12 protein-coding genes and 2 tRNA genes are annotated in these 24,233 nt (G+C 72.2%); 5 read left to right on the top strand and 9 right to left on the bottom strand.

The annotated features are described in order from the left end of the window. Window positions 1-96: 96 nt before the first annotated feature. Window positions 97-951, bottom strand: a complete 855-nt coding sequence (locus H5965_RS23020; RefSeq protein WP_310972201.1) for an alpha/beta fold hydrolase — start codon at window positions 949-951, stop codon at window positions 97-99. Continuing rightward, on the bottom strand, window positions 948-1,373 hold the full coding sequence (locus H5965_RS23015) for a helix-turn-helix domain-containing protein (RefSeq protein WP_310972199.1): 426 nt from the start codon (window positions 1,371-1,373) through the stop codon (window positions 948-950). The genes H5965_RS23020 and H5965_RS23015 overlap by 4 nt, the downstream gene beginning before the upstream one ends. Before the next feature lie 153 nt (window positions 1,374-1,526). On the opposite strand from H5965_RS23015, the gene H5965_RS23010 reads away from it, so the two are divergent. After that, window positions 1,527-1,937, top strand: a complete 411-nt coding sequence (locus tag H5965_RS23010; RefSeq protein ID WP_310972198.1) for a hypothetical protein — start codon at window positions 1,527-1,529, stop codon at window positions 1,935-1,937. A 345-nt stretch (window positions 1,938-2,282) separates the two neighbouring features. On the opposite strand, the gene H5965_RS23005 is transcribed toward H5965_RS23010, so the two are convergent. Beyond that, complete coding sequence (locus H5965_RS23005; RefSeq protein ID WP_310972196.1) at window positions 2,283-2,825, bottom strand: type 1 glutamine amidotransferase domain-containing protein; 543 nt, start codon at window positions 2,823-2,825, stop codon at window positions 2,283-2,285. An 86-nt stretch (window positions 2,826-2,911) separates the two neighbouring features. Next, window positions 2,912-4,465 carry a SpoIIE family protein phosphatase gene (locus tag H5965_RS23000; RefSeq protein WP_310972195.1) on the bottom strand — a complete coding sequence of 518 codons (1,554 nt, stop codon included), beginning with the start codon at window positions 4,463-4,465 and terminating at the stop codon, window positions 2,912-2,914. A gap of 139 nt (window positions 4,466-4,604) precedes the next feature. Between H5965_RS23000 and H5965_RS22995 the strand changes: the two genes are divergently transcribed. Continuing rightward, a complete protein-coding gene (locus tag H5965_RS22995; protein ID WP_310972668.1) occupies window positions 4,605-9,290 on the top strand; it encodes a HAMP domain-containing protein in 4,686 nt (1,561 codons plus the stop codon). Here H5965_RS22995 and H5965_RS22990 read toward each other — a convergent pair. Beyond that, window positions 9,242-9,315: transfer RNA gene (locus H5965_RS22990), tRNA-Gly, on the bottom strand. The two genes, H5965_RS22995 and H5965_RS22990, sit on opposite strands and share 49 nt — an antisense overlap. A gap of 80 nt (window positions 9,316-9,395) precedes the next feature. Here H5965_RS22990 and H5965_RS22985 point away from each other — a divergent pair. Both H5965_RS22985 and H5965_RS22980 read left to right on the top strand, forming a co-directional pair. After that, window positions 9,396-9,469: transfer RNA gene (locus tag H5965_RS22985), tRNA-Pro, on the top strand. 352 nt (window positions 9,470-9,821) lie between these two features. Then, entirely contained in the window at window positions 9,822-11,771 is a 1,950-nt protein-coding gene (locus H5965_RS22980; protein ID WP_310972193.1) for a DUF6541 family protein, read from the top strand. A gap of 279 nt (window positions 11,772-12,050) precedes the next feature. On the opposite strand, the gene H5965_RS22975 is transcribed toward H5965_RS22980, so the two are convergent. Both H5965_RS22975 and H5965_RS22970 read right to left on the bottom strand, forming a co-directional pair. Then, entirely contained in the window at window positions 12,051-12,812 is a 762-nt protein-coding gene (locus H5965_RS22975; RefSeq protein ID WP_310972191.1) for an alpha/beta fold hydrolase, read from the bottom strand. Continuing rightward, entirely contained in the window at window positions 12,809-13,603 is a 795-nt protein-coding gene (locus tag H5965_RS22970) for an NAD(P)H-binding protein (RefSeq protein ID WP_310972190.1), read from the bottom strand. The genes H5965_RS22975 and H5965_RS22970 overlap by 4 nt, the downstream gene beginning before the upstream one ends. Window positions 13,604-13,669: 66 nt before the next feature. Between H5965_RS22970 and H5965_RS22965 the strand changes: the two genes are divergently transcribed. Further along, window positions 13,670-14,035: a helix-turn-helix domain-containing protein gene (locus H5965_RS22965; protein ID WP_310972189.1), complete on the top strand. Its 366-nt coding sequence runs from the start codon at window positions 13,670-13,672 to the stop codon at window positions 14,033-14,035. Window positions 14,036-14,040: 5 nt separating this feature from the next. Here H5965_RS22965 and H5965_RS22960 read toward each other — a convergent pair whose 3' ends face one another. After that, window positions 14,041-15,612: a carbohydrate-binding protein gene (locus tag H5965_RS22960; RefSeq protein WP_310972188.1), complete on the bottom strand. Its 1,572-nt coding sequence runs from the start codon at window positions 15,610-15,612 to the stop codon at window positions 14,041-14,043. A gap of 110 nt (window positions 15,613-15,722) precedes the next feature. Next, entirely contained in the window at window positions 15,723-24,218 is an 8,496-nt protein-coding gene (locus tag H5965_RS22955) for an SDR family NAD(P)-dependent oxidoreductase (protein ID WP_310972186.1), read from the bottom strand. Window positions 24,219-24,233 lie beyond the last annotated feature (15 nt).

The following is a 24,233-nucleotide window of genomic DNA, read 5'->3' as shown; positions in this document are numbered from 1 at the left end:
GGTTGCCCAGCGCGGGACGGTTGCGCCGCCCGGCTCAGCGCGGTGCGGCCGGCCGGGCGCCGAGCTCGGCGGGGCCGTCGGCACCGCGGCCGGCGATCACGATCGCTTCCCTTCCAAGAACGTCGTCGCGAGCGCGGCCCAGCCCGGCAGGAAGTGCCCGGCGTCCTCGGCCAGCCGGACGTCGGCGTCCGGGAGGGCCTGCCGCAGGTTCGCCGCCGCGTCTCGCTGGTCGAGCAGGACGTCGCGCGCCCCGAACTGCGCCTGCACCGGCATCGCCAGTTCCCGCAGGCGCTCCACCGGGAACACCGGGATCGCCCCCAGCCGCGGCTTGAAGTGCTCGAACGTCGCCAGGGTGAACTCGCCGACCGCGCGCCGCCCCGGGTCGGGCGGGCTGCCGTGGGCGACCATGGCCAGCGACCGGCGGCGGCCCCAGTCGCCGAAGAGGCTGTAGGCGGCGAACTTCAGCAGCGGCGCGGTCCGGCGCCGGCCGAGGCCGGACGGGTTGACCAGAGCCAGCGCGGCGACCCGTTCCGGACGGCGAAGCGCGTAGTCCACCGCCCACCAGCCACCCAGCGAGGTGCCGAGGAACGCCGCGCGCGGCAGTGCGAGCTCGTCGAGGACGTCGTCCAGCCACTCGGCGTACGCGGGCGACCCGAGCGCGGGCCGCGCCTCGACGGTGCGGCCCGGTTCGCCGGGCGCGTCGACCGCGTACACCCGCAGCCGCCCGGCCAACGTGGCGATGTCCGGCAGCCAGTGCGCGGCCGTGCCGCCGGACCCCTGCAGCGCGACGACCGGCGGCGCGGCCACCGGACCGGACACCACGGCGAAGGTGTCCCCCAGCCGAGTGGCCGGCGTGCGGCGCTCGGACGGCACCGGCCACCGGTCCAGCAGCGTGTCGTAGCGCTCGCGGACCGCGGCCGCCCCGGCCGCCGACCGGTAGACCGCGGTCACGTCAGGTTCTCCGCGATCGAGGCGACCCACCGCAGCAGGTCGGCCCCGGCCGCCAGGTCGCCGAGCACGATGATCTTCATGGTGGCGCGCTCCCCGTCGTAGATGGTCTCGACGCGCAACGGCCGCTCATCCCCGTCACGCGGCCCGTTCACCGAGGCCACGACCATGGTCGCGATCCGGTCCGCGCCCGCCCGGTCGACGCCGGCGAGCTCGACGACCCCCGACAGCTCCGCGACCGGGCCCGCGGCCCGCTCGGCCACCGGCAGCCCGGTGAAGGCCGCCAGGTCCTCGGCCGTGATCCGGTACTGCTTGCCGATCCGGACCGCCTTCAGCCGCCCGTCCCGCACGTAGTTCCGGACCGTCCGGACGTGCAGGCCGAGCTTCGCGGCGACCTGTTCGACGGAGAAGACGCCCTGCGCCATGACCCTCCTTGTGTTCCTCAAACTACCCTATCACTCCCTCGATAGGGAAGTTTGAGGAGCATGCGGTTCGCTCACCCGGGTGACGGGTACTCCGAAGTGTTGTTCCTGCCCACGCAGATACGTCCACATCGGACAGTCGAAGGGACGCCGACGATGCCGTATCCCCCGCCTCCGGAGCCGTACGGAACGCCGTACGAGCCCGCCCCCACCGAAGAGATCGTGGAGCGCACCCACCCGCGCATCCGGGTCGTGCGCACGATCAACGCCCTGATCCACCTGGTCTGCGCGGTGTTCGCGCTGGTCCTGGCCGTGCACATCGTGCTGGTGCTGGGCGGGGCGAACTCGGCCAACGGCTTCGCGCACCTGATCTCGGAGTGGTCGGCGGGCGTGTCGCTCGGCCTGCGGAACCTCTTCACGCCGGACTCGGAGGGGTTGCGGACGTTCCTGAACGACGGCCTCGCCGCCGTCCTCTGGCTGATCATCGGCGCCATCCTGACCGACGTCATCGCGCGGATCGGCGTGCCCGGCCCGCGGCGCGTCTGGTACCGGCGCAGCTACCGCTGAGCCACGAAGAAGGCCTCCCCGGTACGCCGGGGAGGCCTTCTTCGTGGGCTATCGAGGCTGAGGCTGTTCGGCACCGGGTTGGACCGGCTCCGGCTCGGGTGCCGGCAGGGCCTGGTCGGCGGGCTCGCCACCGCGGGGTGCGGGAACGCCCTCGGCGGCGATCGCGTCGAAGTGTTCACGGCACCAGCGGCCGTAGCGCCTTGCGTGCACAGTCATCGCGTCCACCTCCTCTCGTCGGGCGATCCTCGTCACACCAACAGCGTCCTCCGCCGCGGTGCCGAAAGCCAACAGATTTAAGCGGGACTTAAGACACGGACGGGTGAACGTCCACAGAGGACGCGGGCCTCAGCCCGCGAACTCCTGCACGACCGTCCGGCAGAAGGCCGGCAGGTCGTCCGGGTTACGGCTGGAGACCAGTCCGTTGTCCACTACCACCTCTTCGTCGACCACGGTGGCACCGGCGTTACGCAGGTCCGTCCGGATGCTCGGGTACGACGTCAGCGTGCGGCCACGCACGACATCCGCTTCGACGAGCGTCCACGGACCGTGGCAGATCACCCCGACCGGCTTGCCGGCCCGCACGAAGTCGCCCACGAACTTCACCGCCGCGGCGTCCGTGCGGAGGTTGTCCGGGTTCATCGTGCCGCCGGGCAGCAGCAGCGCGTCGAAGTCGCCGATTTCGACGTCGGCGACCTTCCGGTCCACCGCGAACCGGTCACCCTTGTCGATGTCGCCGTTCATCGCCTGGATCTCGCCGGTGTCCAGGGACACCAGCTCGACCGTCGCGCCCTCGTCGAGGACGGCCTGGCGCGGCTTTTCCAGCTCGACCTGTTCGACGCCGTCCGCGGCCAGGATCGCGACCCGGCGTCCTTGCAATGCGTTCGCCATGGGGCTCCTCCGTCGGAAAACTGAGTGCACCGGGGTAATTACCCCCTCGTTCCGGCGTCAAACCAAGTCCATTGAGGACAGTGCAATCAGTCCGCACATTCAATGGCGAGCACGGCGATATCGTCATGCGCCGAGCTCCCGAGCCAGTCCCGGACCGACTGGCGCAGCTGCCGCACGACCTCCCGGGCGGGCTCCCCGGCCGCCGCCGTGAGCACGGCGCGCAACCGGTCGTCTCCGAAGAGTTCCGTCTGGTCGTGCCGGTTGCGGGCTTCGGTGATGCCGTCGGTGTACAGGAGACAGACGTCGCCGCGCTCCAAACGCACCTCCGCCTCGGCGAAGCGGGCCTGCGGCGAGATGCCGACCAGCGTGCCCGGCACCGTGACCTCCTCGACCACGCCCGAGCGCCGGACGACCAGCGGTGCCGGGTGGCCGCCGGAGGCCAGGGTGAGGCCGATCCCGCCGTCGGAGGGCCGGGCCGAACCGAGCACCAGGGTGGCGAACCGGCTGCTGCCGCCGGCGATGAGCAGCTCGTTGAGCAGCCGCAGCAGCGTGCGGCCGTCGCGCTCGACCATCGCGAGCGCGGTCAGGGCGTGCCGGACCCGGCCCGTCAGCGCGGCGGCCTCGGGGCCCTTGCCGCAGACGTCGCCGAGCACCAGGAACGCGCTGCCGTCGTCGCGGGGCAGGACGTCGAAGAAGTCGCCGCCGACGGTGAGGACCCCGCCCGCCGGCTCGTACCAGGTCTCGAACCGGGCGCCGTCGAGCTCCGGCGGGTCGGCCGGGCGCAGCGTCGTCTCCAGGCCGCGGGTCGCCTCTTCCTGCCGGGCGTAGCGCTGGGCGTTGGCCAGCGCCGTCCCGGCCGCCACGGCGAACTCCGCGACCGCACGGGACTGCTCGGCGCCGAACTCGGCGTCGCCGCGGCGGCCCAGCAGCAGGGCACCGGTGACCCCGGCGCTCGCGTTGGGCCCGAGCGAAACGACCGAGACGTCGGCGTGCCCTCCGAACCGGTCGGCGACCACCGATGGCAGCGTGGCGACCTCGGGCTCGGGCACCGGCGCCTGCTGGGGCGGCCCGACGGCCCCGAACGTCGCCGCCAGCACCGGCGCGGTCTGGGCCGGAACCCGCCGGATCCGGCCGTGGCCCTGCGCGGCCGGCCGCTCGCAGCTCCACCACTCCCAGCGGCCGCGGGTGGTCGGCAGCAGCACGAAGACGGTCTCGGCCAGCGCGGACGCGGCCAGTTCGGCGATCACCCGGGCGGTGCCGTGCCGCCCGCGGGCGGCGGCCAGCCGCGGGCCGGCCTCGGCCAGGAAGTCACCGACGTGCCGCCGCGGGACGTCGTCCGCGCGCACGGTCCAGGAGTGCCAGCCGCCGGGCAGGGCCCGGATCCGCGCCGGACGCCGGTGACCGGCCGCTTCGACGTGGCCGGACGTCTCGGAGGCAGCGTTGAGCTGGGGCTCGGCGTCGCCGGCCAGGGCCCGCGCCGCCGGGTTCGCCCAGCGCACCACCCCGGCGTCGTCCTGCAGGAACACCGCGTCCCGGACGTCTTCGAGGGCCGCTCGGGTGAAGGCGTCGATGCCCGGCGGCCCGCCGTCACCGGTCATCGGCGGCAGGGCCGCCGAGGCCGGGGCCGGACGTGACACCATGCACGGACCTCCTGCCTCCGGACTGCTGTCGCACGGCTACCGCGTGAGCGGGCGGGCTGGCTCGAAGTGTAGGGCGAAGCATGGCACGCTGGGTCGACGACCATGGCTGGCGCATGCGTGGTGGAGAGGGTCGGCACACATGACAACGGAATCCCAGAGCGAAGCGGCCGCGCTGGAGCGGGTGCTGGTCGCGGTGCGGGATCTCGGGGACGGCAACTTCCGCCGGCGGCTCGTCCCGCACGGCGACGGCATCTCGGCGCAGCTCGCCGTCGCGTTCAACGACATCGCCGAGCGCAACCAGCGGCTGGTCAGCGAGCTGCTGCGGGTCCGCGCGGCCGTCGGGCAGGAGGGTCGGCTCAGCGAGCGGCTCGAAGGCCAGGTCGGCACCGGCGGCTGGACCACCGCCGTCGACGCGGTGAACGGCCTGGTCGAGGACCTCACCCGGCCGGCGATCGAGCTGGAGCGGGTGCTCGGCGGGGTCGCCGACGGCGACCTGTCCCAGCCGATGACGCTGACCCTCGACGGGCGCCCGCTGCAGGGCGCGTACGCCACGCTGGCGAAGACGGTCAACGGCCTCATCGCGCAGCTGTCGCGCTTCGCCGCCGAAGTGACGAGGCTCTCCCGCGAGATCGCGGGTGAGGGACGTCTCGGCGGCCAGGCGGTCGTCCCGGGCGTGTCGGGCACCTGGCGCGACCTCACCGACTCGGTCAACTTCATGGCCGACAACCTCACCGAGCAGGTCCGCAACATCGCCCAGGTCACCACGGCCGTCGCGCGCGGCGACCTGACCCAGAAGATCAACGTCGACGCCCGCGGCGAGATCCTCGAGCTCAAGAACACCATCAACACGATGGTCGACCAGCTCTCGGCGTTCGCCGACGAGGTCACCCGCGTCTCCCGCGAGGTCGGCTCGGACGGCAAGCTCGGCGGCCAGGCGCAGGTGCCGGGCGTCGCCGGGACGTGGCGCGACCTCACCGACTCGGTCAATTTGATGGCCGACAACCTGACCGACCAGGTCCGCGGGATCTCCCAGGTGGCGACCGCGGTGGCCAGCGGCGACCTGACGAAGAAGATCGACGTCGACGCCCGCGGCGAGATCCTGCAGCTGAAGAACACGCTGAACACGATGGTCGACCAGCTCTCGGCCTTCGCCGGCGAAGTCACCCGCGTGGCGCGCGAGGTCGGCAGCGAGGGCAAGCTGGGCGGGCAGGCGGAGGTGCCCGGCGCGGCCGGGACGTGGCGCAGCCTCACCGACTCGGTCAACCAGATGGCCGACAACCTCACCGACCAGGTCCGCAACATCTCGCACGTGACCACGGCGGTGGCGAAGGGCGACCTGACGCAGAAGATCACCGTCGACGCGCGCGGCGAGTTCTTCGAGCTCAAGACGACCATGAACACCATGGTGGACCAGCTCTCGGCGTTCGCCGACGAAGTCACCCGAGTGGCGCGCGAGGTCGGTACCGAGGGCCAGCTGGGCGGCCAGGCGCAGGTCCCGGGCGTCGCGGGCACGTGGCGCGACCTGACCGGGTCCGTGAACTTCATGGCGAACAACCTGACCACCCAGGTCCGCAACATCGCCCAGGTCGCGACGGCCGTCGCGCGCGGCGACCTGACCCAGAAGATCGCGGTGGACGCTCGCGGCGAGATCCTGGAACTCAAGACCACGCTGAACACGATGGTGGACCAGCTGTCCGCCTTCGCGGACGAAGTCACCCGGGTGGCGCGCGAGGTCGGCACCGAGGGGAAGCTCGGCGGCCAGGCCGCCGTGCCCGGCGTCGCCGGGACCTGGAAGGACCTCACCGACAACGTCAACTCGATGGCGAACAACCTGACCGACCAGGTCCGGAACATCGCCACGGTGACGGCGGCGGTCGCGAAGGGCGACCTGACGCAGAAGATCACCGTCGACGCCCGCGGCGAAATCCTCGAGCTGAAGACGACGCTGAACACGATGGTCGACCAGCTGTCCGCCTTCGCCGACGAAGTCACCCGCGTGGCGCGCGAAGTCGGCACGGAAGGCATCCTCGGCGGCCAGGCGCGCGTCCGCGGCGTCGCGGGCACCTGGAAGGACCTCACCGACAACGTCAACGTCATGGCCGACAACCTGACCGACCAGGTGCGCAACATCGCCACCGTGGCGAGCGCGGTGGCCAACGGCGACCTGTCGAAGAAGATCCGGATCGAGGCCCAGGGCGAGGTCGCGGCGCTGGCCGAGACGCTGAACGGGATGGTCGAGACGCTGCGCGCGTTCGCCGACGAGGTCACCCGGGTCGCCCGAGAGGTCGGCACCGAAGGCATCCTCGGCGGCCAGGCCCGCGTCCCCGGCGTCGCCGGCACGTGGAAGGACCTCACCGAGAACGTCAACTTCATGGCGCACAACCTGACCAGCCAGGTGCGCAACATCTCGCAGGTCACGACGGCGGTCGCGAAGGGCGACCTGACGAAGAAGATCGACGTCGACGCCCGGGGCGAGATCCTCGAGCTCAAGACCACGATGAACACGATGGTCGACCAGCTCTCGGCGTTCGCCTCCGAGGTCACGCGCGTGGCGCGCGAGGTCGGCACCGAAGGCAAGCTGGGCGGCCAGGCCGAGGTCGACGGCGTGTCCGGCACCTGGCAGCGGCTCACCGAGAGCGTGAACCGGCTGGCCGGGAACCTGACCACCCAGGTCCGCGCGATCGGCCAGGTGGCGACGGCGGTGACCGCGGGCGACCTGACCCGGCACATCACCGTCGAGGCGAACGGCGAGCTGGCCGACCTCAAGGACAACATCAACCAGATGATCGCGAACCTCAAGGAGACGACGAGGACCAACCGCGAGCAGGACTGGCTGAAGACGAACCTCGCGCAGCTGTCGGGCCGGATGCAGGGACACCGCGACCTGGTCTCGGTCGCGGCGCTGATCCTGTCCGAGCTGGCCCCGCTGGTCCGGGCGCAGCAGGGCGCGTTCTTCCTGGCCCGCGAAGACGACCGGGACGGCACGGTGCTCGAGTGCATCGCGGCGTACGGGCTCGCGGAGTCCCGCGCGGGGCTGCGGTTCGCGATGGGCGAGTCGCTGATCGGGCAGGCCGCGGTCGACCAGCGCACGGTCCTGGTGCACAACGCGCCGCCGGAGTACGCGCTGATCTCCTCCGGGCTCGGCTCGGCCGCGCCGGTGAACCTGATCGTGCTGCCGGTGCTGTTCCAGGGCGAGGTGCTCGGGGTGCTGGAGCTGGCCTCGGTGAACGAGTTCAGCACGGTCCACCAGGACCTGCTGGAGCAGCTGCGGCACACGATCGGCGTCAACGTGAACACGATCCTGTCGAACTCGCGGACCGAAGCGCTGCTGACCGAGTCGCAGCGGCTGGCCCAGGAGCTGCGGGCCCGGTCGGAGCAGCTGCAGGCCCAGCAGGGCGAGCTGCGGCGGTCCAACACCGAGCTGGCCGAGAAGGCGGCGCTGCTGGCCCAGCAGAACCGCGACATCGAGGTCAAGAACAGCGAGATCGAGCAGGCCCGGCAGGAGCTCGAGGAGCGGGCCGGGCAGCTGACGGTGGCGTCGCAGTACAAGACCGAGTTCATGGCGAACATGTCGCACGAGCTGCGGACGCCGCTCAACAGCGCGTTGATCCTGGCGAAGCTGCTGTCGGAGAACCCGGAAGGGAACCTGACGGAGAAGCAGATCCAGTTCGCGAAGACGATCTACGCGGCCGGGTCGGACCTGCAGCAGCTGATCAACGACATCCTGGACCTGGCCAAGGTCGAGGCCGGCCGGCTGGACATGCAGATGTCCGACATCACGCTGCCGGAGCTGGTGGACTACGTCGAGTCCCTGTGCCGCCCGCTGACCGCGGACAAGGGCCTGGAGTTCGCCGTCCACATCGACCCGCCGGTGCCCGGCAGCGTCCACACGGACGAGCACCGCCTCCAGCAGATCCTGCGGAACCTCCTGTCGAACGCCGCGAAGTTCACCAACGAGGGCGGCGTGCGGTTGCACATCCGCGCGGCGGACCCGGCGGAGGTGGAGCAGGAGTCCCTGAAGAACGCGCCGGGCATCATCGCGTTCGCGGTCGAGGACACCGGCATCGGCATCCCGGAGGAGAAGCTGGCGGTCATCTTCGAGGCGTTCCGCCAGGCGGACGGCACGACCAGCCGCAAGTACGGCGGCACGGGCCTGGGCCTGAACATCAGCCAGCAGCTCACCGAGCTCCTGGGCGGCGAGCTGCGCGTGGTGAGCGAGCCGGGCGTGGGATCGACGTTCACCCTGTACCTCCCGGTGGCGGCGGCCAACCTGGTGGACCCGGCCCTGACGGCGCTGTCCTCCCCGCGGCTGCCGTCCGTGCCGAGCACGGTGCTGGTGGCCGCCCCGGACGTGACCCCCAAGCGCTTCCACGGCGAGAAGGTCCTGATCGTCGACGACGACCTGCGCAACGTGTTCGCCCTCGCGGCGGTCCTGGAGCAGGCGGGCCTGGACGTGATCTACGCGGAGACGGGCGTCGACGGCATCCGCGCCCTGGAGCGCAACGAGGACACGGCGCTGGTCCTGATGGACGTGATGATGCCGGAACTGGACGGCAACGCCACGATCGCGGCCATCCGCGCCGAGGCGGCCAACGCCGACCTGCCGGTGATCGCGGTCACAGCCAAGGCCACCGCGGAGGACCGCGCCCGGACACTGGCCAGCGGCGCGGACGACTACATCACGAAGCCGGTGGACACGGACAAACTGCTGGACGTGATCGCGGCGTCCCTGGAAGCGGACGCCGCGTCGACCCGCGACGCCGCCTCTTACGACGATGGAGCGGGTGACGGGAATCGAACCCGCGTAGCTAGTTTGGAAGACTAGGGCTCTACCATTGAGCTACACCCGCGTGCCCCCGGAGGTACCCGGGTGCGCGGATAGCTTAGCGTGACCCGCTAGGCTGATCACACACCCCCCTGGGGGTGGACCCGGGATGTGGCGCAGCTTGGTAGCGCATCCGCTTTGGGAGCGGAGGGTCGCAGGTTCAAATCCTGTCATCCCGACCCGATTCGGGGGTGGGCTCGCGCTGGCGCGCTCGCCCCTCCCCCTTCATCTCCTTCCCGTTGCCCGGGGGGCCGAGCCCCCGGACCCCCACGGTGCCTTCCGGTGCCTTGGGAGACCTGCCGGATTAAGGTTGGCTCGCCTTGGCAGGTCTGCCGCGGCCTGTTTCCGTCGATGTGGATCGGGTTTTTATTGTCATCCTGCGCGATCAATCCGGGGGCTTTTCGGGCCTGCTGATGCGGATTCGGTACTCGTTTCGGGGGACGTAACCTTCTGTCCCTTGTGGGCGATGAGGACAGCGGGGCCAGGTTGATATGACCTGGTAGCGGAGGGTCTTACGGGGGGAGTTCGACTGTGTCCTGGCTTGGTGCCGTGCCGCTGGTCTTGCTGTGCGGCGCGCTTCTCGTGCTGCCCGGCATTCCTTTCACTTACCTGCTCGGGCTGCGGCGGCTGGCCATGGTTGCCCTGGCCCCGATCGTCGTGGTGGCCGTTGTTTCGGTGACCGCCGTGGTGGCTTCGAAACTCGGGCTTCGGTGGTCGCCGCTGTTGCTGCTGTTCGTCTTCGCGGGAACTGCCGGCGTTTTCGGCGTTGTGGTGCTGGCGCTGCGCAAACGGCTGCCACCGCCTGCTCGCGGTGACCGGCTCGCCGTGGTGGGGACGGCCGTGGCCGGGCTCGGCGCCGCCCTCGTGCTCGGTGTCCTCACCGTGCGCGCGGCCATCGGCAGCCCGGAAGAACTGGCGAAGACCGACGATTCGTCCTTCCACTACAACGCCGTCGCCACCATCCTCAACAGCGGTGACGCGTCCACCTTGATGATCGACACCCTCGGCGTGCCCGATCGCGTCCGGGGCTTCTACCCCGCGGGCTGGCACGACCTGGGATCCCTCTTCGTCATGCTCACCGGCATCTCGGTGCCGGCCGCCGCGAACATCCTCTCCGTCACCATCGCGCTCGTCGTCTGGCCACTGGGCTGCGTGCTGCTCATGCGGCAGCTCGCGGGACCCTCACGGGCGGCACTGGGACTCGCCGGCCTGCTCAGCGTCGCGTTCGGCGCGTTCCCGTGGGAACTGCTCGGCTGGGGCATCCTGTGGCCCAACCTGCTCGGGCTCTCCCTGGTGCCGGCCGGGGTGGCCGTCGTGGTCTCGATGGCCGGGCTCGCCGAGGACGACGTGATCGGCCGCGGCCGGGCCTGGCTGCTGGCGCCCGTGCTGCTGACGGCGGTGGCCATCGCGCACCCGAACGCGGTGATCAGCCTGGCCGCGATCACCACCCCCGTGGTCGTCGTCGGCCTGGCGCGAGCCGCGGCGCGGCGGTACCGGGCCGGGCGGCGAGCGTCGGCGGCCTTGTTCGCCGCGCCGATCGTGCTCGCCGCACCGCTGTACTGGCTGGTCGTCGTCCGGTGGGGCGTGTTCGCGGGACCCATGAGCGCGGATTCGGCACCCTTCGAGTCGCCTTCCCAGGCGCTCGGCGAAGTGCTGACCGGGGCGACCAACCACAACGGCGCCGGCTGGGTCCTCGCCCTGCTGGTGATCCTGGGTGCCGTGTCGTGCTTCCGGCAGCGGTCCCGCCGCTGGCTGGTGGCCGGGCACGTCGTCTCCGGCGGGCTGTACGTGCTCGCCGCGGGCGTGCCGGGCGCGACCCGCCGCATCTTCACCGGCTTCTGGTACACCGACTCCCACCGGCTCGCCGCCATGCTGCCGATCACCGGCGTCCCCCTCGCGGTGATCGGTGTCCTCGCGGTGGTGACGGCGCTGCGCGGCAGGCTCGCGCCGGACGGCGTGGCTCGCCGGCTCGGACCCGCCGCCGCCCCGATCCTGGCTGCCTGCGCCCTGCTGCTGGTGACCGGCGGCCTGCACTTCTCCGACCACCGCAACCGCGTCCTCGCCGCGTACCCCAAGGCCACCCCGCTCGTGAGCCCGGACGAATACGCCCTGTTCACGCGGATCGGCCGGCAGACCGAACCGGGCACCATCGTGGCCCAGAGGCCGTACAACGGCAGCCCGGCGGTGCTGGCCCTGACCGGCCGCCAGGTGCTGTTCCCCCAGCTCAACCTGGGCCGGCTGACCCCGGACCAGGTGTACCTGGCCCAGCACCTCAACCAGGCGGCGAGCGACCCGAAGGTGTGCGAAATCGTCGACCGCCTCCAGGTCCGGTACCTGCTGGCCAACGTCACGGTCAAGGGCAGCATGTGGGAAGGCACCGGCTACCCGGCCCCGTCGGCCGGGTTCCGCGAGCTCGACCGAGGCGGCGCGTTCCGGCTCTACCGGGTCAGCCCGTGCGACAAGGAGACCGACGCACGCTGACGGTGTGCCGCTTCAGATGATCTTCTCGGCGCCACCGTCTCGAGCGCCGTCCGTGCCGTCGGCTCGGCCGCCCCGACCACCGTGCCGTCCGGTCCGATATCGCCTCCGCAACTCGTGGTTCCGCCGGGCAGCTCGGTAGGCGTCCCCGCGGTGTCCCAGCGCACGGCACGCCGCGGCGACAGGGACCCGCTGACGGTCGAGTAGCCGACGATGAGACCGTCGCCGTCGAGGCGGGGAACCTGCCCGCCGGGCCCCGCGTGCGCGGCCGCGACCGCGGACCTACGACGGGAGACCGGCCAGCCACTCCGCCAGCGTCGACACCAGCGCCTCGGGCTGGTCTTCCGGCGTGTGGTGCCCCGCCTTCTCCGGGCGCCGCACCACCTCCAGCGATGCGAACGTCGACGCGCACCACTCCACCATCGACGGCGTCAGCATCGTGCCGTGGCCCGGCTCGAACGTCACCAGCAGCTTGGGCACCGCAGGTGACGACGCCAGCCAGCGGCCGAACGCCTCGATCCGGGCCACCACCGCGGCCGGCTCGCCGCCCAGGGGCATCGAGCGGGTCCACTGCAGGACCGGGCGGCGGTCCTGGAACGCGTACTCCGGGGGCAGGAAGTCCTCGACGAGCGACTCGCCCACGCCCGGCGTCTTGAGCGCCCGGAACAACTCGGCGCCCGCGGGCGGGAACTCCTCCCACGTCATCGGCTTCAAGACCGCTTCGGTGAACGCCAGCGCCCGGACGCGCGACGGGTGCCGGGACGCCCAGTCCGCCGCCAGCGCGCCACCCCAGTCGTGACCGATCAGGACCACGTCGTCCAGCGCCAGGGCGTCGAACCACGCGTCCAGGTAGCGGGCGTGGTCGTCGAAGGTGTACTCGATGTCCGGCCGCGGGGACGACCCCATGCCGATCAGGTCCGGCGCCAGCAGACGGCCCGGCAGGGACGGCATGACGTTGCGCCACAGGTGCGACGACGTCGGGTTGCCGTGCAGGAGCACCACCGGCGCACCGGTGCCCGACGAACGGTGGACCAGCTCCGTCACTTGAACGCCCCCGCGAAGCGCGACGCCCAGTCGGCGAACGGACGCGCCGGGCGGCCCAGCACCCGCTCGACGTCCGGGCTCACCGCTTGTTCTTCGGACGTCGGCGATCCGAGGACGTCCAAAGTGGAGTCAGCGACCTCCGGCGGCAGGAAGCCCAGCATGAGGGAACGCGCCTCCTCGCGCGTCCGCTCGATGAACCGCACCGGCTCGCCGACCGCTTCGCCGAGCGCCGCCGCCTGTTCGCGCGGGGTGATCGGGGCCGGCCCCGTCAGCACGTACGCCTTGCCCGCGTGGCCGTCCTCTCGCAACGCCGCCGCCGCTACCGCAGCGATGTCCGACGGGTCGACCACCGGTAGGGCCACGTCCGCGAACGGGGCCGCCACCTCCCGCGATGAACGGATGCTCTCCGCCCACTGCAACGCATTCGACGCGAACGCTCCCGGCCGGAGCAATGTCCACTCCAGACCCGAGCGGCGCACGGAGTCCTCCAGCACCGCCGGGTGGCGGCCGGTCGCCACGCCCTGGGACGACAACGCCACCACCCGCCGGACGCCCGCCGCCTTCGCGCGGGCCAGGACGTCGTCCAACGGCACGAACGCACCCGGCACCAGCACGAACACCGCCGACACCCCGGCGAACGACACCGAAGCCAGCTCTCCCCGCTGTACCACCACTCCCGGCGGCGCGGAGGTGATCCGGCGGGACACCGCCGTCACCTCTTCACCCGCCTCCGCCAGCATCCGCACCAGCGGCGCTCCGACATTTCCCGTCGCTCCCACAACCATGATCATGGGATCGACGGTACATTCGGAGTGATAGTAGGTACCTAGAGGAAAGTATTGGCCGGAGGCGCCAAAGTGACCGAGACCACACCCGAACAGGCCTGCCCGATCGCCCCGGTCGTCGACATCGTCTTCAGCCGCTGGACGACGCCGATCCTGTGGGCGCTCAACGAGTACGGGCGCCAGCGGTTCGTCGAACTCGAACGCCGCATCGCCACGATCACCCCGAAGGTCCTCACCCAGCGGCTGCGGCAGCTGGAGCGCGACGGCCTCGTCGTCCGCACCTACCACGCCGAGGTCCCGCCGCGCGTCGAGTACGAGATCAGCGAGCTCGGCCGCAGCCTCGGCCCGCTGTTCGCGTCGCTCTCCGAGTGGTCGGGCAACCTCGGCAAGGTCGAAGCGGCCCGGCAGTCCTACGACGAACGCAACGCCGCCAGGTAGGCCTGCTACGGCGAAACGTCCACGTAGTCGAGGTTGGCCGGGCCGTCGGCGGTCGTCGCGGTCAGGCGGACCGTGTGCGCACCCGCCGGCAGCGGCAACGACCTGGCCACCGTGCTCCACGTCGTCCACGCGCCCGTCGCCGGGAACGACACGCCCGCGGCCACCACTGTGCCGTCGACCGAGACGTCCACCGGGCGCGCCGCCGCCGTGCCGTTCGCGTAGCCGAACGTCAGCGTCGATGCCGGGCCCGTGACCTGCCATTCGACGTAGCTGCCGACCGCGTTGGCGCCGTTGGCGAAGCCGGTCCCGGAGAAGCCCGCGTGGTTCGAATCCACCGTGCCGCCGGTCGAAAGCGTGGCGGACTCGGCTTCGTAGCGCGTCGAGGAACCGCCGGCGCGCGACACCCGGTACAACACCGTCGCGTGCGAAGGTACCGAAGCGCTGATCGTCCCCGAAGTGCTCCGCACCGCCTTGCTCCACAGGTCCTTCAGCGTGTACGAGGACGCGCTGCCGATCCCGGTCGCGGACGCCGTCGTGCTGATCGTCGCCGTCGCGCCCGTTTCGTTGGACAGCGCCACCGCGCGGTCGCCGTTCGAGAGGACCTTGCTGTAGACGACGAGGCCGGCGTTCGCGCTCAGCACGGTCGCCTGCTTGCCCAGCGGGTCCTGGTCGAGCGCGATGACGTCGGTGTTCTTCAGGATCGAGAAGTTGTCGTCCGACACCTTGCGCAGGTCGCTGCCGATCAGCAGCGGGGCCGCCATCATCGCCCACAGGCTGAAGTGCGTGCGGTACTCCGTCGCGGTCATCCCGCCGTTGCCGACCTCGAGCATGTCGGGGTCGTTCCAGTGGCCGGGGCCGGCGTACTGGGCGAGGCCGCGGTTGGTCTGCGCCTTGCCGATCATGCTCGACCACTTGTCGGAGATGTCACCGGTGGTGCGCCACAGGTTCCCGACCGGCGCGGCCCAGGTCCACGGCTTGTTCTGGCCCCACTCGCAGATCGAGTACGCGATCGGGCGGCCGGACTTCGCGAGCGCGTCCCGCATCGCCTTATAGCGCTGCTGCGCGTCGACACCCTGGTTGTTGCAATTGTCGTACTTCAGGTAGTCGACACCCCAGGAGGCGAACAGGTTCGCGTCCTGCTGCTCGTGGCCCAGCGCGCCCGGGAAGCCCGCGGTGTTGCAGGTCTTCGTGCCGGCACTGGTGTAAATGCCGAACTTCAGGCCCTTCGCGTGCACGTAGTCGGCGAGCGCCTTGATGCCGCTGGGGAACCGCGCCGGATCGGGCACCAGGTTCCCGGCCGAGTTGCGCGACGGCAGCGCCCAGCAGTCGTCGATGTTGACGTAGGTGTAGCCGGCGTCCTTCAGGCCTTTGCTGACGAAGATGTCCGCGATGCCCTTGATCATCGTTTCGTTGAACTCGGCGCGGCACTGCGTCGAATTCCAGTTGTTGAAGCCCATCGGCGGCGTGCGCAGCAGGCCGTTTTCCAGAGCCGACGCCGTGGGCGAGCCCAGGACGAGGCCGCTGACCGCGATCGCGAAGGCGGCGGCCGCGCTCGCGATGCGCCGGAGTGAAGACATGCGTGCTCCCGGAGGTGAGGTGGAGGACCTCCGATTAGTAAAAGTTCCTTCCAATCAGGGAGTCAAGGTCTGGTGCACGAAACATCAGATATGACGCCGGATCATCCCGGTCAGCGGCAAGCGGCGGGCAGCTCCTCCACCAGCCAGGTGTGGATCTGCCGGGCCGCGTCCGCCACGTCCTCCCCCGGTTCGAGGATGAGGACCGGGACCCGCGGCTCGGCGACGGCGGTCCCGAACAGCCGCAGGTAGGCACCGACAGCCGTCAGTTCGGCATCCGTCGCCGTCTCGGGCAGTTCGTCGAATTCGACGTCCGCCGGGTCGGCGAGCACGACGCCGGTCGCGCCGGCGGCGTCCGCCACGACGGCGGCGAGAAGCGCACCCGAACCGGACCCGAGCACGACGAACGGTTCGCCGTCCGCCTGGGCGCGAATGGCCTCGGCGGCCGTCGTGACCAGCGTGTCCAGGTCGACGGGGGCGGGCGTCTCGCCGTCGAAACCCGGCGCGGGCAGCAGCCACGTCTCCCGGACGCCGTCGAAGCGCGCGGTGACGTCCTCGCCCCAGCGGGTCGAGCCGGTGAGCGTGCCGAACGCGAACAGCAGCGGCCGGGACACGCCCGTCGTCGCCCGCCGGAGCCGGGGCGTCCACGGCGACGCGGGCAGGAACTGCGCGGCCGCGCCGAGGAACGTCCGGAACTCGGCCGTGCGGCCGGTTTCCCGGGCCGTCCGGAGCAACGTCCCCAACGCACCACCCGGCTCCGCCGTCGGCAGCGGGACGTTGGCCAGCAGGTGCCCGGCCAGCTCACCGACCGTCGGGTAGTCCCAGACCAGCGCGGCGGGCAGTTCGAGTCCGGTCGCCGCACTGATCCGGTTGCGCAGCTCGACGACGCCGAGGGAGGTGAACCCCAGTTCGGCGAACGCGGACTCCGGCTCGACCGCGTCGACGGACGGGTGCCCGAGCGTCGCCGCGACCTCCGCCCGGACCCAGTCGAGGAGCCACGCCGGACGGTCGGCGGCCGGGAGGTCGGCGAGCCGTCCGGTGATCGGCTCGGCTTCCGGCGCGTCGCTCGCTTCGGGGACCACCGTCTCCGGCAGCACCAGGTCCAGCCAGTAGCGCCGCCGCTGGAACGCGTAGGTGGGCAGGTCGACCCGGGCGGCCCCCGGGAAGAACGGCGCCCAGTCGACGTCGACCCCGTGGACGTGAGCAGTGCTCAACGCCGAGAGCAGTGCTCTCTCTTCAGAGCGGTCGCGCCGCACCGCCGGGACAGCGACGCAGCCCTCGCCGAGGATGTCCTTGACCATCGGGCTGAGCACGCCGTCGGGACCCAGCTCCAGGAACGTCGTCACGCCTTCGGCGTCGAGGGCGCGAACGGTGTCGGCGAACCGGACAGCCTCACGCACGTGCCGCACCCAGTAGTCGGCGGTGAACGGCGAAGCGAGAGCACCGCTCACATTCGAGAGCACCGGTATTTCCGCCGGGTGGTACGTCAAGGACTCCGCGACCGCGCGGAACTCCGCCAGCATCGGGTCCATCAGCGGGGAGTGGAACGCGTGGCTCACCGCAAGCCGCTTGGTCTTCGGGAACTGGGCCGCGACCGCCAGCACCGCGGCTTCCTCGCCCGAGACGACCACCGACGCCGGGCCGTTCACGGCCGCGATGGAGACGCCCTCGGCCAACTCGATCTCGGACTCGGGGGCGGCGATCGAGACCATCGCCCCACCGGCGGGCAGGGCCTGCATCAGCGTCGCCCGGGCGGCGACCAGCGTGCAGGCGTCGGACAGCGACAGCACGCCGGCCACGTGCGCCGCGGCGATCTCGCCGATCGAGTGCCCGGCCACGAAATCCGGGCGGACGCCGAACGACTCGACCAGCCGGTAGAGAGCGACCTCGATCGCGAACAGCGCGGGCTGGGTGAACTCCGTGCGGTCCAGCAGCTCGGCATCGTCGAAGGGCAGGTTCGGGAAGTTCGCGCAGACCTCGTCGAAAGCCGACGCGTACACCGGGAACCGCTCGTACAGCGAACGACCCATTCCGGCCCGCTGGGCACCCTGGCCGGTGAACAGCACCGCCAGCCGGCCGGGCCGTTCGCGGCCCACGACCACGTTCGGCGCCGACCGGCCGTCGGCCAGCGCGGCCAGCCCGCTCGAAAGCTCGTCGGCACTGCTGCCGTGGACCACGGCCCGGTGCGAAAACCGGCCGCGAGACAACAACGACAGCCCGATATCGGCGGGATGCCCGGTGACGTCCGACAACCGAGCGGCCTGCGCTCGCAGGGCAGCGTCCCCACGACCGGACACCACCCACGGCAGGACACCGGTAACCCCGCGCCCGGGCACCACCGGCGGCAAGGCAGGCGCCTGTTCGAGGATCGCGTGCGCGTTCGTCCCGCTGACGCCGAACGACGACACCCCCGCCCGCCGCGGCCGGTCGGAAACCCAGGTGCGCGCCTCGGTCAGCAGCTCCACCGCACCGGCCGTCCAGTCCACATGGGACGAAGGGGCATCGACGTGCAACGTCGGCGGCAGCACGCCGTGCCGCATCGCCATGATCATCTTGATCACGCCCGCCACCCCGGCGGCCGCCTGCGTGTGCCCGATGTTCGACTTCAGCGAACCGAGCCACAGCGGCGTCGAACGGTCCTGGCCGTACGTCGCCAGGATCGCCTGCGCCTCGATCGGGTCACCCAGCGTCGTGCCGGTGCCGTGGCCCTCGACGACGTCCACTTCGGACGGTTGCAGCCCGGCTCCGGCCAGCGCGGCGCGGATCACCCGCTGCTGCGACGGGCCGTTGGGCGCGGTCAGGCCGTTCGACGCGCCGTCGGAGTTCACCGCCGTGCCGCGGACCACCGCGAGCACCGGGTGCCCGAGCCGCCGCGCGTCGGAAAGCCGTTCCACCGCCAGGATCCCGGCGCCCTCGCTCCAGCCGGTGCCGTCGGCCGCGTCGGCGAACGACTTGCACCGGCCGTCGGCGGCCAGGCCGCGCTGCCGGCTGAAGTCGATGAACACGCCCGGCGTCGAGAGCACCGTCACGCCGCCCGCCAGCGCGAGGTCGCACTCACCCTGCCGCAGCGCCTGGCCCGCCAGGTGCAGCGCCACCAGCGACGACGAACACGCCGTGTCCACGGTGATCGCCGGGCCTTCCAGGCCGAAGGCGTACGCGATGCGGCCGGACACCACGCTCGCCGAGCTGCCGGTGCCGAGGAACCCCTCGACGCCCTCGGGCACGGCGAGCGGCCGGGACGCGTAGTCGGAGTACATCACGCCGGTGAACACCCCGGTCCGGCTGCCGCGCAACGACTCCGGGTCGATGCCCGCGCGCTCCAGGGCCTCCCAGGACGTCTCCAGCAGCAGCCGTTGCTGCGGGTCCATGGCGAGCGCCTCGCGGGGCGAGATGCCGAAGAAACCCGCGTCGAAGTCGGCGGCGTCGTAGAGGAACGCGCCTTCCTTGGCGTAGCTGGTGCCGGGGTGGTCCGGGTCGGGGTCGTAGAGCGCGTCGGCGTCCCAGCCGCGGTCGTCCGGGAGACCGCCGACCGCATCACGGCCCGCGGCGACGAGGTCCCACAGGTCCTCCGGGCTCCGGACCCCGCCGGGGTAGCGGCAGCCGATGCCGACGACGACGATCGGGTCGCCGTCCACCCGCCGCTCCCGCACCACCACCGGCGCGGCCTCGCCGGACACCCGCTCGACGACGTACCGGGCGAGCGCCTGCGGGGTCGGGTGGTCGAACACGAGCGTCGCCGGCAGCCTCAGCCCGGTTTCGGCGGCGAGGCGGTTGCGCAGTTCCAGGGCGGTCAGCGAGTCGAAGCCGAGTTCCTTGAACGCGCGCGCCGGTTCGACGGCGCCGCCCGAGGCATACCCGAGCACGCCCGCGACGAGCCCGCGGACGAGGTCGAGAACCTGCCGGACGCGGTCGTCCGCGCCGAGCCCGGCCAGCCGCTCGGCGAACGACGACTTCGCGGCCGCCGCCGTGGCCTGCCGCCGGGCCGGGGGCAGCAGGCCGTGGAGCAGCGGGGGTGTCACCGGCCGGCGGCGCAGCGCCGCGAGGTCGAGCCGGACCGGCGCGAGCACGGCACGGTCCGCGGCGACGGCCCGGTCGAACAACGCCAGGCCGAGGTCGGTGTCCAGAGGGGTCATGCCCGCGCCGGCCATCCGGTGGCGGTCGCCGTCGGCGAGGTGGCCGGTCATCGAGCTGGCTTCGGCCCAGAGTCCCCAGGCCAGCGAGACGGCGGGCAGGCCGTGGGCGCGGCGGTGCTGGGCGAGCGCGTCGAGGAAGGCGTTCGCGGCGGCGTAGTTGGCCTGGCCCGCGCCGCCCATGGTGGCGGCGAACGAGGAGAACAGGACGAACGCGGAGAGGCCCGAGGTGAGCTCGTGGAGGTTGAGCGCCGCCTCGGCCTTGGGCCGCAGGACCGCTTCGAGGCGCTCGGGGGTGAGGGATTCGACGACGCCGTCGTCCAGCACCCCGGCCGCGTGCACGACCGCCGACACGGGGCGTCCGGCCAGGACCGCAGCCAGGTGCGCGCGATCGGCGACGTCGCAGGCGACGGCCGTGGCCGCAGCCCCGAGCGCGGTGAGTTCGCCGGCGAGCTGCGTGGGTTCGCGGCGGGACAGCAACAGGAGCCGCCGGACGCCGTGGTGGGTGACCAGGTGCCGGGCGACGAGGCCGCCGAGCAGGCCGGACGCGCCGGTGATCAGCACCGCGCCGTCGCCCCAGTCCGGCGATCCGTCCGAAGTGGACACTCGGGCCAGCCGGGGCACGTGCCACGTCCCCGCGCGCAGGGCCAGCTGGGGTTCGCCGGCCGGCAGCTCGGCCGGGACGTCGTCGGCGTCGACGAGCACGAACCGGCCGGGGTTCTCGGCCTGGGCCGAGCGCACCAGGCCGGTCACGGCCGCGGCGGCGAGGCCGGTGACGTCTTCGCCGTCGACCGAGACCGCGCCCGTGGTGTGCAGGACCAGGAGTCCTTCGGCGTCGAGCCACTCCTGGAGCCGTTCGAGGACCGTCGCGGTCACCTCCCGCACCGGGCCGTCCGGGACCCGGAACACGGTGAACTCGCCGGTCGGCTCGGTGGCCGGCAGCTCGGGCCAGGTGACCTCGAAGAGCGCGTCCGGGGTGGCGCCGGTGCGGGCCGGGGTCCGAAGGGACAGCGAACGAACCATGCCGACCGGGGCACCGCTTTCGTCGGCCAGGGTGAGCGCGACGGCGTCGCCGGCGACCGAAGTCAGCGCCACCCGCAGGACGGTCGCGCCGGTCGCGGTCAGGGAAACGCCGCTCCACGCGAACGGCAACCGCGGCCCGTCCGCCGCGGCCAGGGCGCCGAACCCGGCCGCGTGCAGGGCCGCGTCGAGCAGCGCCGGGTGCAGCCCGAACCGGCTCGCCTCGGCGCGCAGGGCCTCCGGCAGCTCGACCTCGGCGAAGACGTCGGAGCCACGGGTCCACACCGCGCGCAGGCCGCGGAAGGCCGGGCCGTAGCCGACGCCGGTGGCGGCCATGGCCGGGTAGAAGCCGGCGAGGTCGGCCGGAGAGGCTTCGGCGGGTGGCCAGGCGTCGAGTGGCTCGACGGCGGGAGCGGCGTCGGTCAGGAGGCCGGTCGCGTGCCGGGTCCACGGGGTGAACTCGTCCGGGCGGGAGTGGATCGCGAGGTCACCGTCCTCCCCCACCGTGACCTGGACGTGCACGCCGCCCTGCGCGGGCAGGACCAGCGGCGTTTCCAGGGTCAGCTCGTCGAGGGTGCGGCGGCCGGCCTGGTCGCCGGCGCGGAGCGCGAGCTCGACGAACGCCGTGCCCGGGAAGAGGACTTCCCCGCCCACGCGGTGGTCGGCCAGCCACGGCAGGCTCGACAGCGAGAGCTTGCCGGTGAGGACCGTGCCGCCCGAGCCGGCGAGGGACACGACCGCGCCGAGCAGCGGGTGCCCGGCCGGGGCCAGGCCGAGACCGCTCGCGTCGCCGCCGGGGACCAGCCGCGGCCAGTAGCGTTCGCGCTGGAAGGCGTAGGTCGGCAGTTCGGTGCGGCAGGCGCCGGGGAACGCGTCGTCCCAGCGGACGTCGACGCCGTGCACCCAGGCCTCGGCCAGCGAGGTGTGGAACCGGGCGAGGCCGCCTTCGTCGCGACGCAGCGAGCCGAGCGCGGTCACCTCGTCGCCGCCGATCGCCATGGTCAGCACCGGATGCGGGGAGGCCTCGACGAAGGTGCGGAAGCCCTGGTCCGTCAGCGCGGCCACGGCGGTGTCGAGCCGGACCGGACGGCGGAGGTTGGTGTACCAGTATCCGGCGTCCAGCTCGGTGCCGTCGAGCCACGCGCCGGTGACCGTGGAGAAAAACCCCGTCGTGGCTGACCGCGGCCAGACCGGGGCCAAGACGTCGAGGAGTCGCTCGCGAATCCGTTCCACCTGCGGCGAATGGGATGCGTAGTCGACCGGAACCCGCTTCGCGCGGACGTCGGTGCACGACACGATCAGCTCGTCGAGCGCGTCCGGCGTCCCGGAGACGACGACCGCGGACGGGCCGTTGATCGCCGCGATCGACAACCGCTCGCCCCAGGGCGCGATCCGGGCGGCCACGGCGTCGGCGGATTCGGCGATCGACACCATGCCACCTTCGCCGGCCAGCTCGAGAATCGCCTGGCTGCGCAGAGCAACCACGCGAGCACCATCCTCGAGGGACAGCGCTCCCGAGACGACGGCGGCGGCGATCTCGCCCTGCGAGTGCCCGACGACCGCGGCGGGCTCGACCCCGTACGAGCGCCAGAGTTCGGCGAGCGAAACCATCACCGCGAACAAGGCGGGCTGCACGACGTCGACGCGCTCCAGCAACGCGGCGTCACGGATGGCCTCGGTCAGGCTCCAGTCCACGAAGGACTTGAGGGCGTCCGCGCATTCGGCCATCCGCGCGGCGAACACCGGAGCCTCGGCGAGGAGGTCGACGGCCATCCCGGCCCACTGGGAGCCTTGGCCGGGGAACACCATCGCCACCTTGCCCGCCGCGGCCGTCCCCTTGACGACGGCGGGAGCCGGGACGTCTTCGGCCAGCGCCGCGAGCCCGGCGGACAAGCCGTCGCGGTCGCCGACGACCACCGCGCGGTGGTCGAACGCGGACCGCGTCGTCGCCAGGGACAGCCCGGCGTCGCCGATCGGCGCCTTGAGGTCGGCCAGCGCGGCGGCCTGCGCGCGCAGGGCTTCCGGCGACCGGGCCGACAGCACCCAGGGCACGATCCGGCCGGGCTCGTCGAGTCCGGCGGCCGGGAGGTCCTCGGCCTGTTCCAGGATGGTGTGCACGTTGGTGCCGCTCATGCCGAACGCGGAAACCGCGGCCCGGCGCGGCCGGTCCGACGGCCAGGCACGGCGCTCGGTGAGCAGCTCGACCGACCCCGCCGACCAGTTCACCCGCGACGACGGTTCGCCGACGTGCAGGGTCGGCGGCAGGACTCCGTGGCGCATCGCCATGACCATCTTGATCACCCCGGCGACGCCCGCTGCCGCCTGGGTGTGGCCGATGTTCGACTTCACCGAGCCCAGCCACAACGGCGTTTCGCGGTCCTGGCCGTAGGTCGCCAGCAGCGCCTGGGCTTCGATCGGGTCGCCCAGCGTCGTGCCGGTGCCGTGTGCCTCGACGACGTCGACGTCCGAAGTGGACAGACCCGCGTCGGCCAGTGCCGCCCGGATCACCCGTTGCTGCGAGGGACCATTGGGCGCGGTCAACCCGTTCGACGCGCCATCGGAATTCACCGCCGAACCGCGCACTACGGCCAGGACCGGGTGGCCGTGGCGGCGCGCGTCCGACAGCCGTTCCACGACGACCATGCCGCTGCCCTCGCCCCACGAAGTGCCGTCGGCGGATTCGGCGAACGCCTTGCAGCGGCCGTCCGTGGCCAAGCCGCGCAGCCGGCTGAACGCGATGAACGACCCCGGCGTCGGCAGCACGGTCACGCCGCCGGCGAGCGCGAGGTCGCACTCCCCCTGCCGCAGCGCCTGCACGGCCAGGTGCAGCGCGACCAGCGACGACGAGCACGCCGTGTCGACGGTGAGCGTCGGCCCCTCCAGCCCCAACGCGTAGGCGACGCGTCCGGAAAGGACACTCGCGGCGCTGCTCGTCGCGAGGTGGCCTTCGAGGGCCTCGGCCGAGCCGAGCATGAGGGTGCCGTAGTCCTGGCCGTTGGAGCCGACGAAGACCCCCGTCCGGCTGCCTTTCAGCGACGGCGGCCGGATGCCCGCGTGTTCCAGGGCCTCCCAGGACGTCTCCAGCAGCAGCCGCTGCTGGGGGTCCATGGCCAGCGCTTCGCGCGGGGAGATGCCGAAGAAGCCGGCGTCGAAGTCCGCGACGCCGTCGACGAAGCCGCCTTCGCGCACGTACGACGTCCCCGGCGCCTCCGGGTCCGGGTCGTACAGCGACCCGAGGTCCCAGCCGCGGTCCTCAGGGAAGCCGGAGATCGCGTCGTGCCCGCCTTCGACCAGGTCCCACAGCTGCGCCGGGGTGCGGACGCCGCCCGGGAACCGGCAGCCGAGGCCGACGATCGCGACCGGCTCGGTGGCCCGCGCCTCCTCGAGCCGGCGGCGGGTGTCCTGCAGATCGGCCGTGACCCGCTTGAGGAAGTAGCGGAGCTTCTCCTCGTTGTCCATCGTCTTCTCACTCCG

Origin of the sequence: Amycolatopsis sp. 505 (genome assembly GCF_031625235.1) — a bacterium.
Classification (GTDB): Bacteria; Actinomycetota; Actinomycetes; order Mycobacteriales; family Pseudonocardiaceae; genus Amycolatopsis.
The sequence above is the reverse complement of the archived record's forward strand: the minus strand, read 5'-3'. Positions and strand labels throughout refer to the sequence as shown.

Coding starts and splice junctions, on each gene's coding strand:
- H5965_RS23005 (WP_310972196.1), bottom strand. CDS start 2,825: ATGGCGAACGCATTGCAAGGACGCCGGGTCGCGATCCTGGCCGCGGAC.
- H5965_RS23010 (WP_310972198.1), top strand. CDS start 1,527: ATGCCGTATCCCCCGCCTCCGGAGCCGTACGGAACGCCGTACGAGCCC.
- H5965_RS22955 (WP_310972186.1), bottom strand. CDS start 24,218: ATGGACAACGAGGAGAAGCTCCGCTACTTCCTCAAGCGGGTCACGGCC.
- H5965_RS22960 (WP_310972188.1), bottom strand. CDS start 15,612: ATGTCTTCACTCCGGCGCATCGCGAGCGCGGCCGCCGCCTTCGCGATC.
- H5965_RS22970 (WP_310972190.1), bottom strand. CDS start 13,603: ATGATCATGGTTGTGGGAGCGACGGGAAATGTCGGAGCGCCGCTGGTG.
- H5965_RS23000 (WP_310972195.1), bottom strand. CDS start 4,465: ATGGTGTCACGTCCGGCCCCGGCCTCGGCGGCCCTGCCGCCGATGACC.
- H5965_RS22995 (WP_310972668.1), top strand. CDS start 4,605: ATGACAACGGAATCCCAGAGCGAAGCGGCCGCGCTGGAGCGGGTGCTG.
- H5965_RS23015 (WP_310972199.1), bottom strand. CDS start 1,373: ATGGCGCAGGGCGTCTTCTCCGTCGAACAGGTCGCCGCGAAGCTCGGC.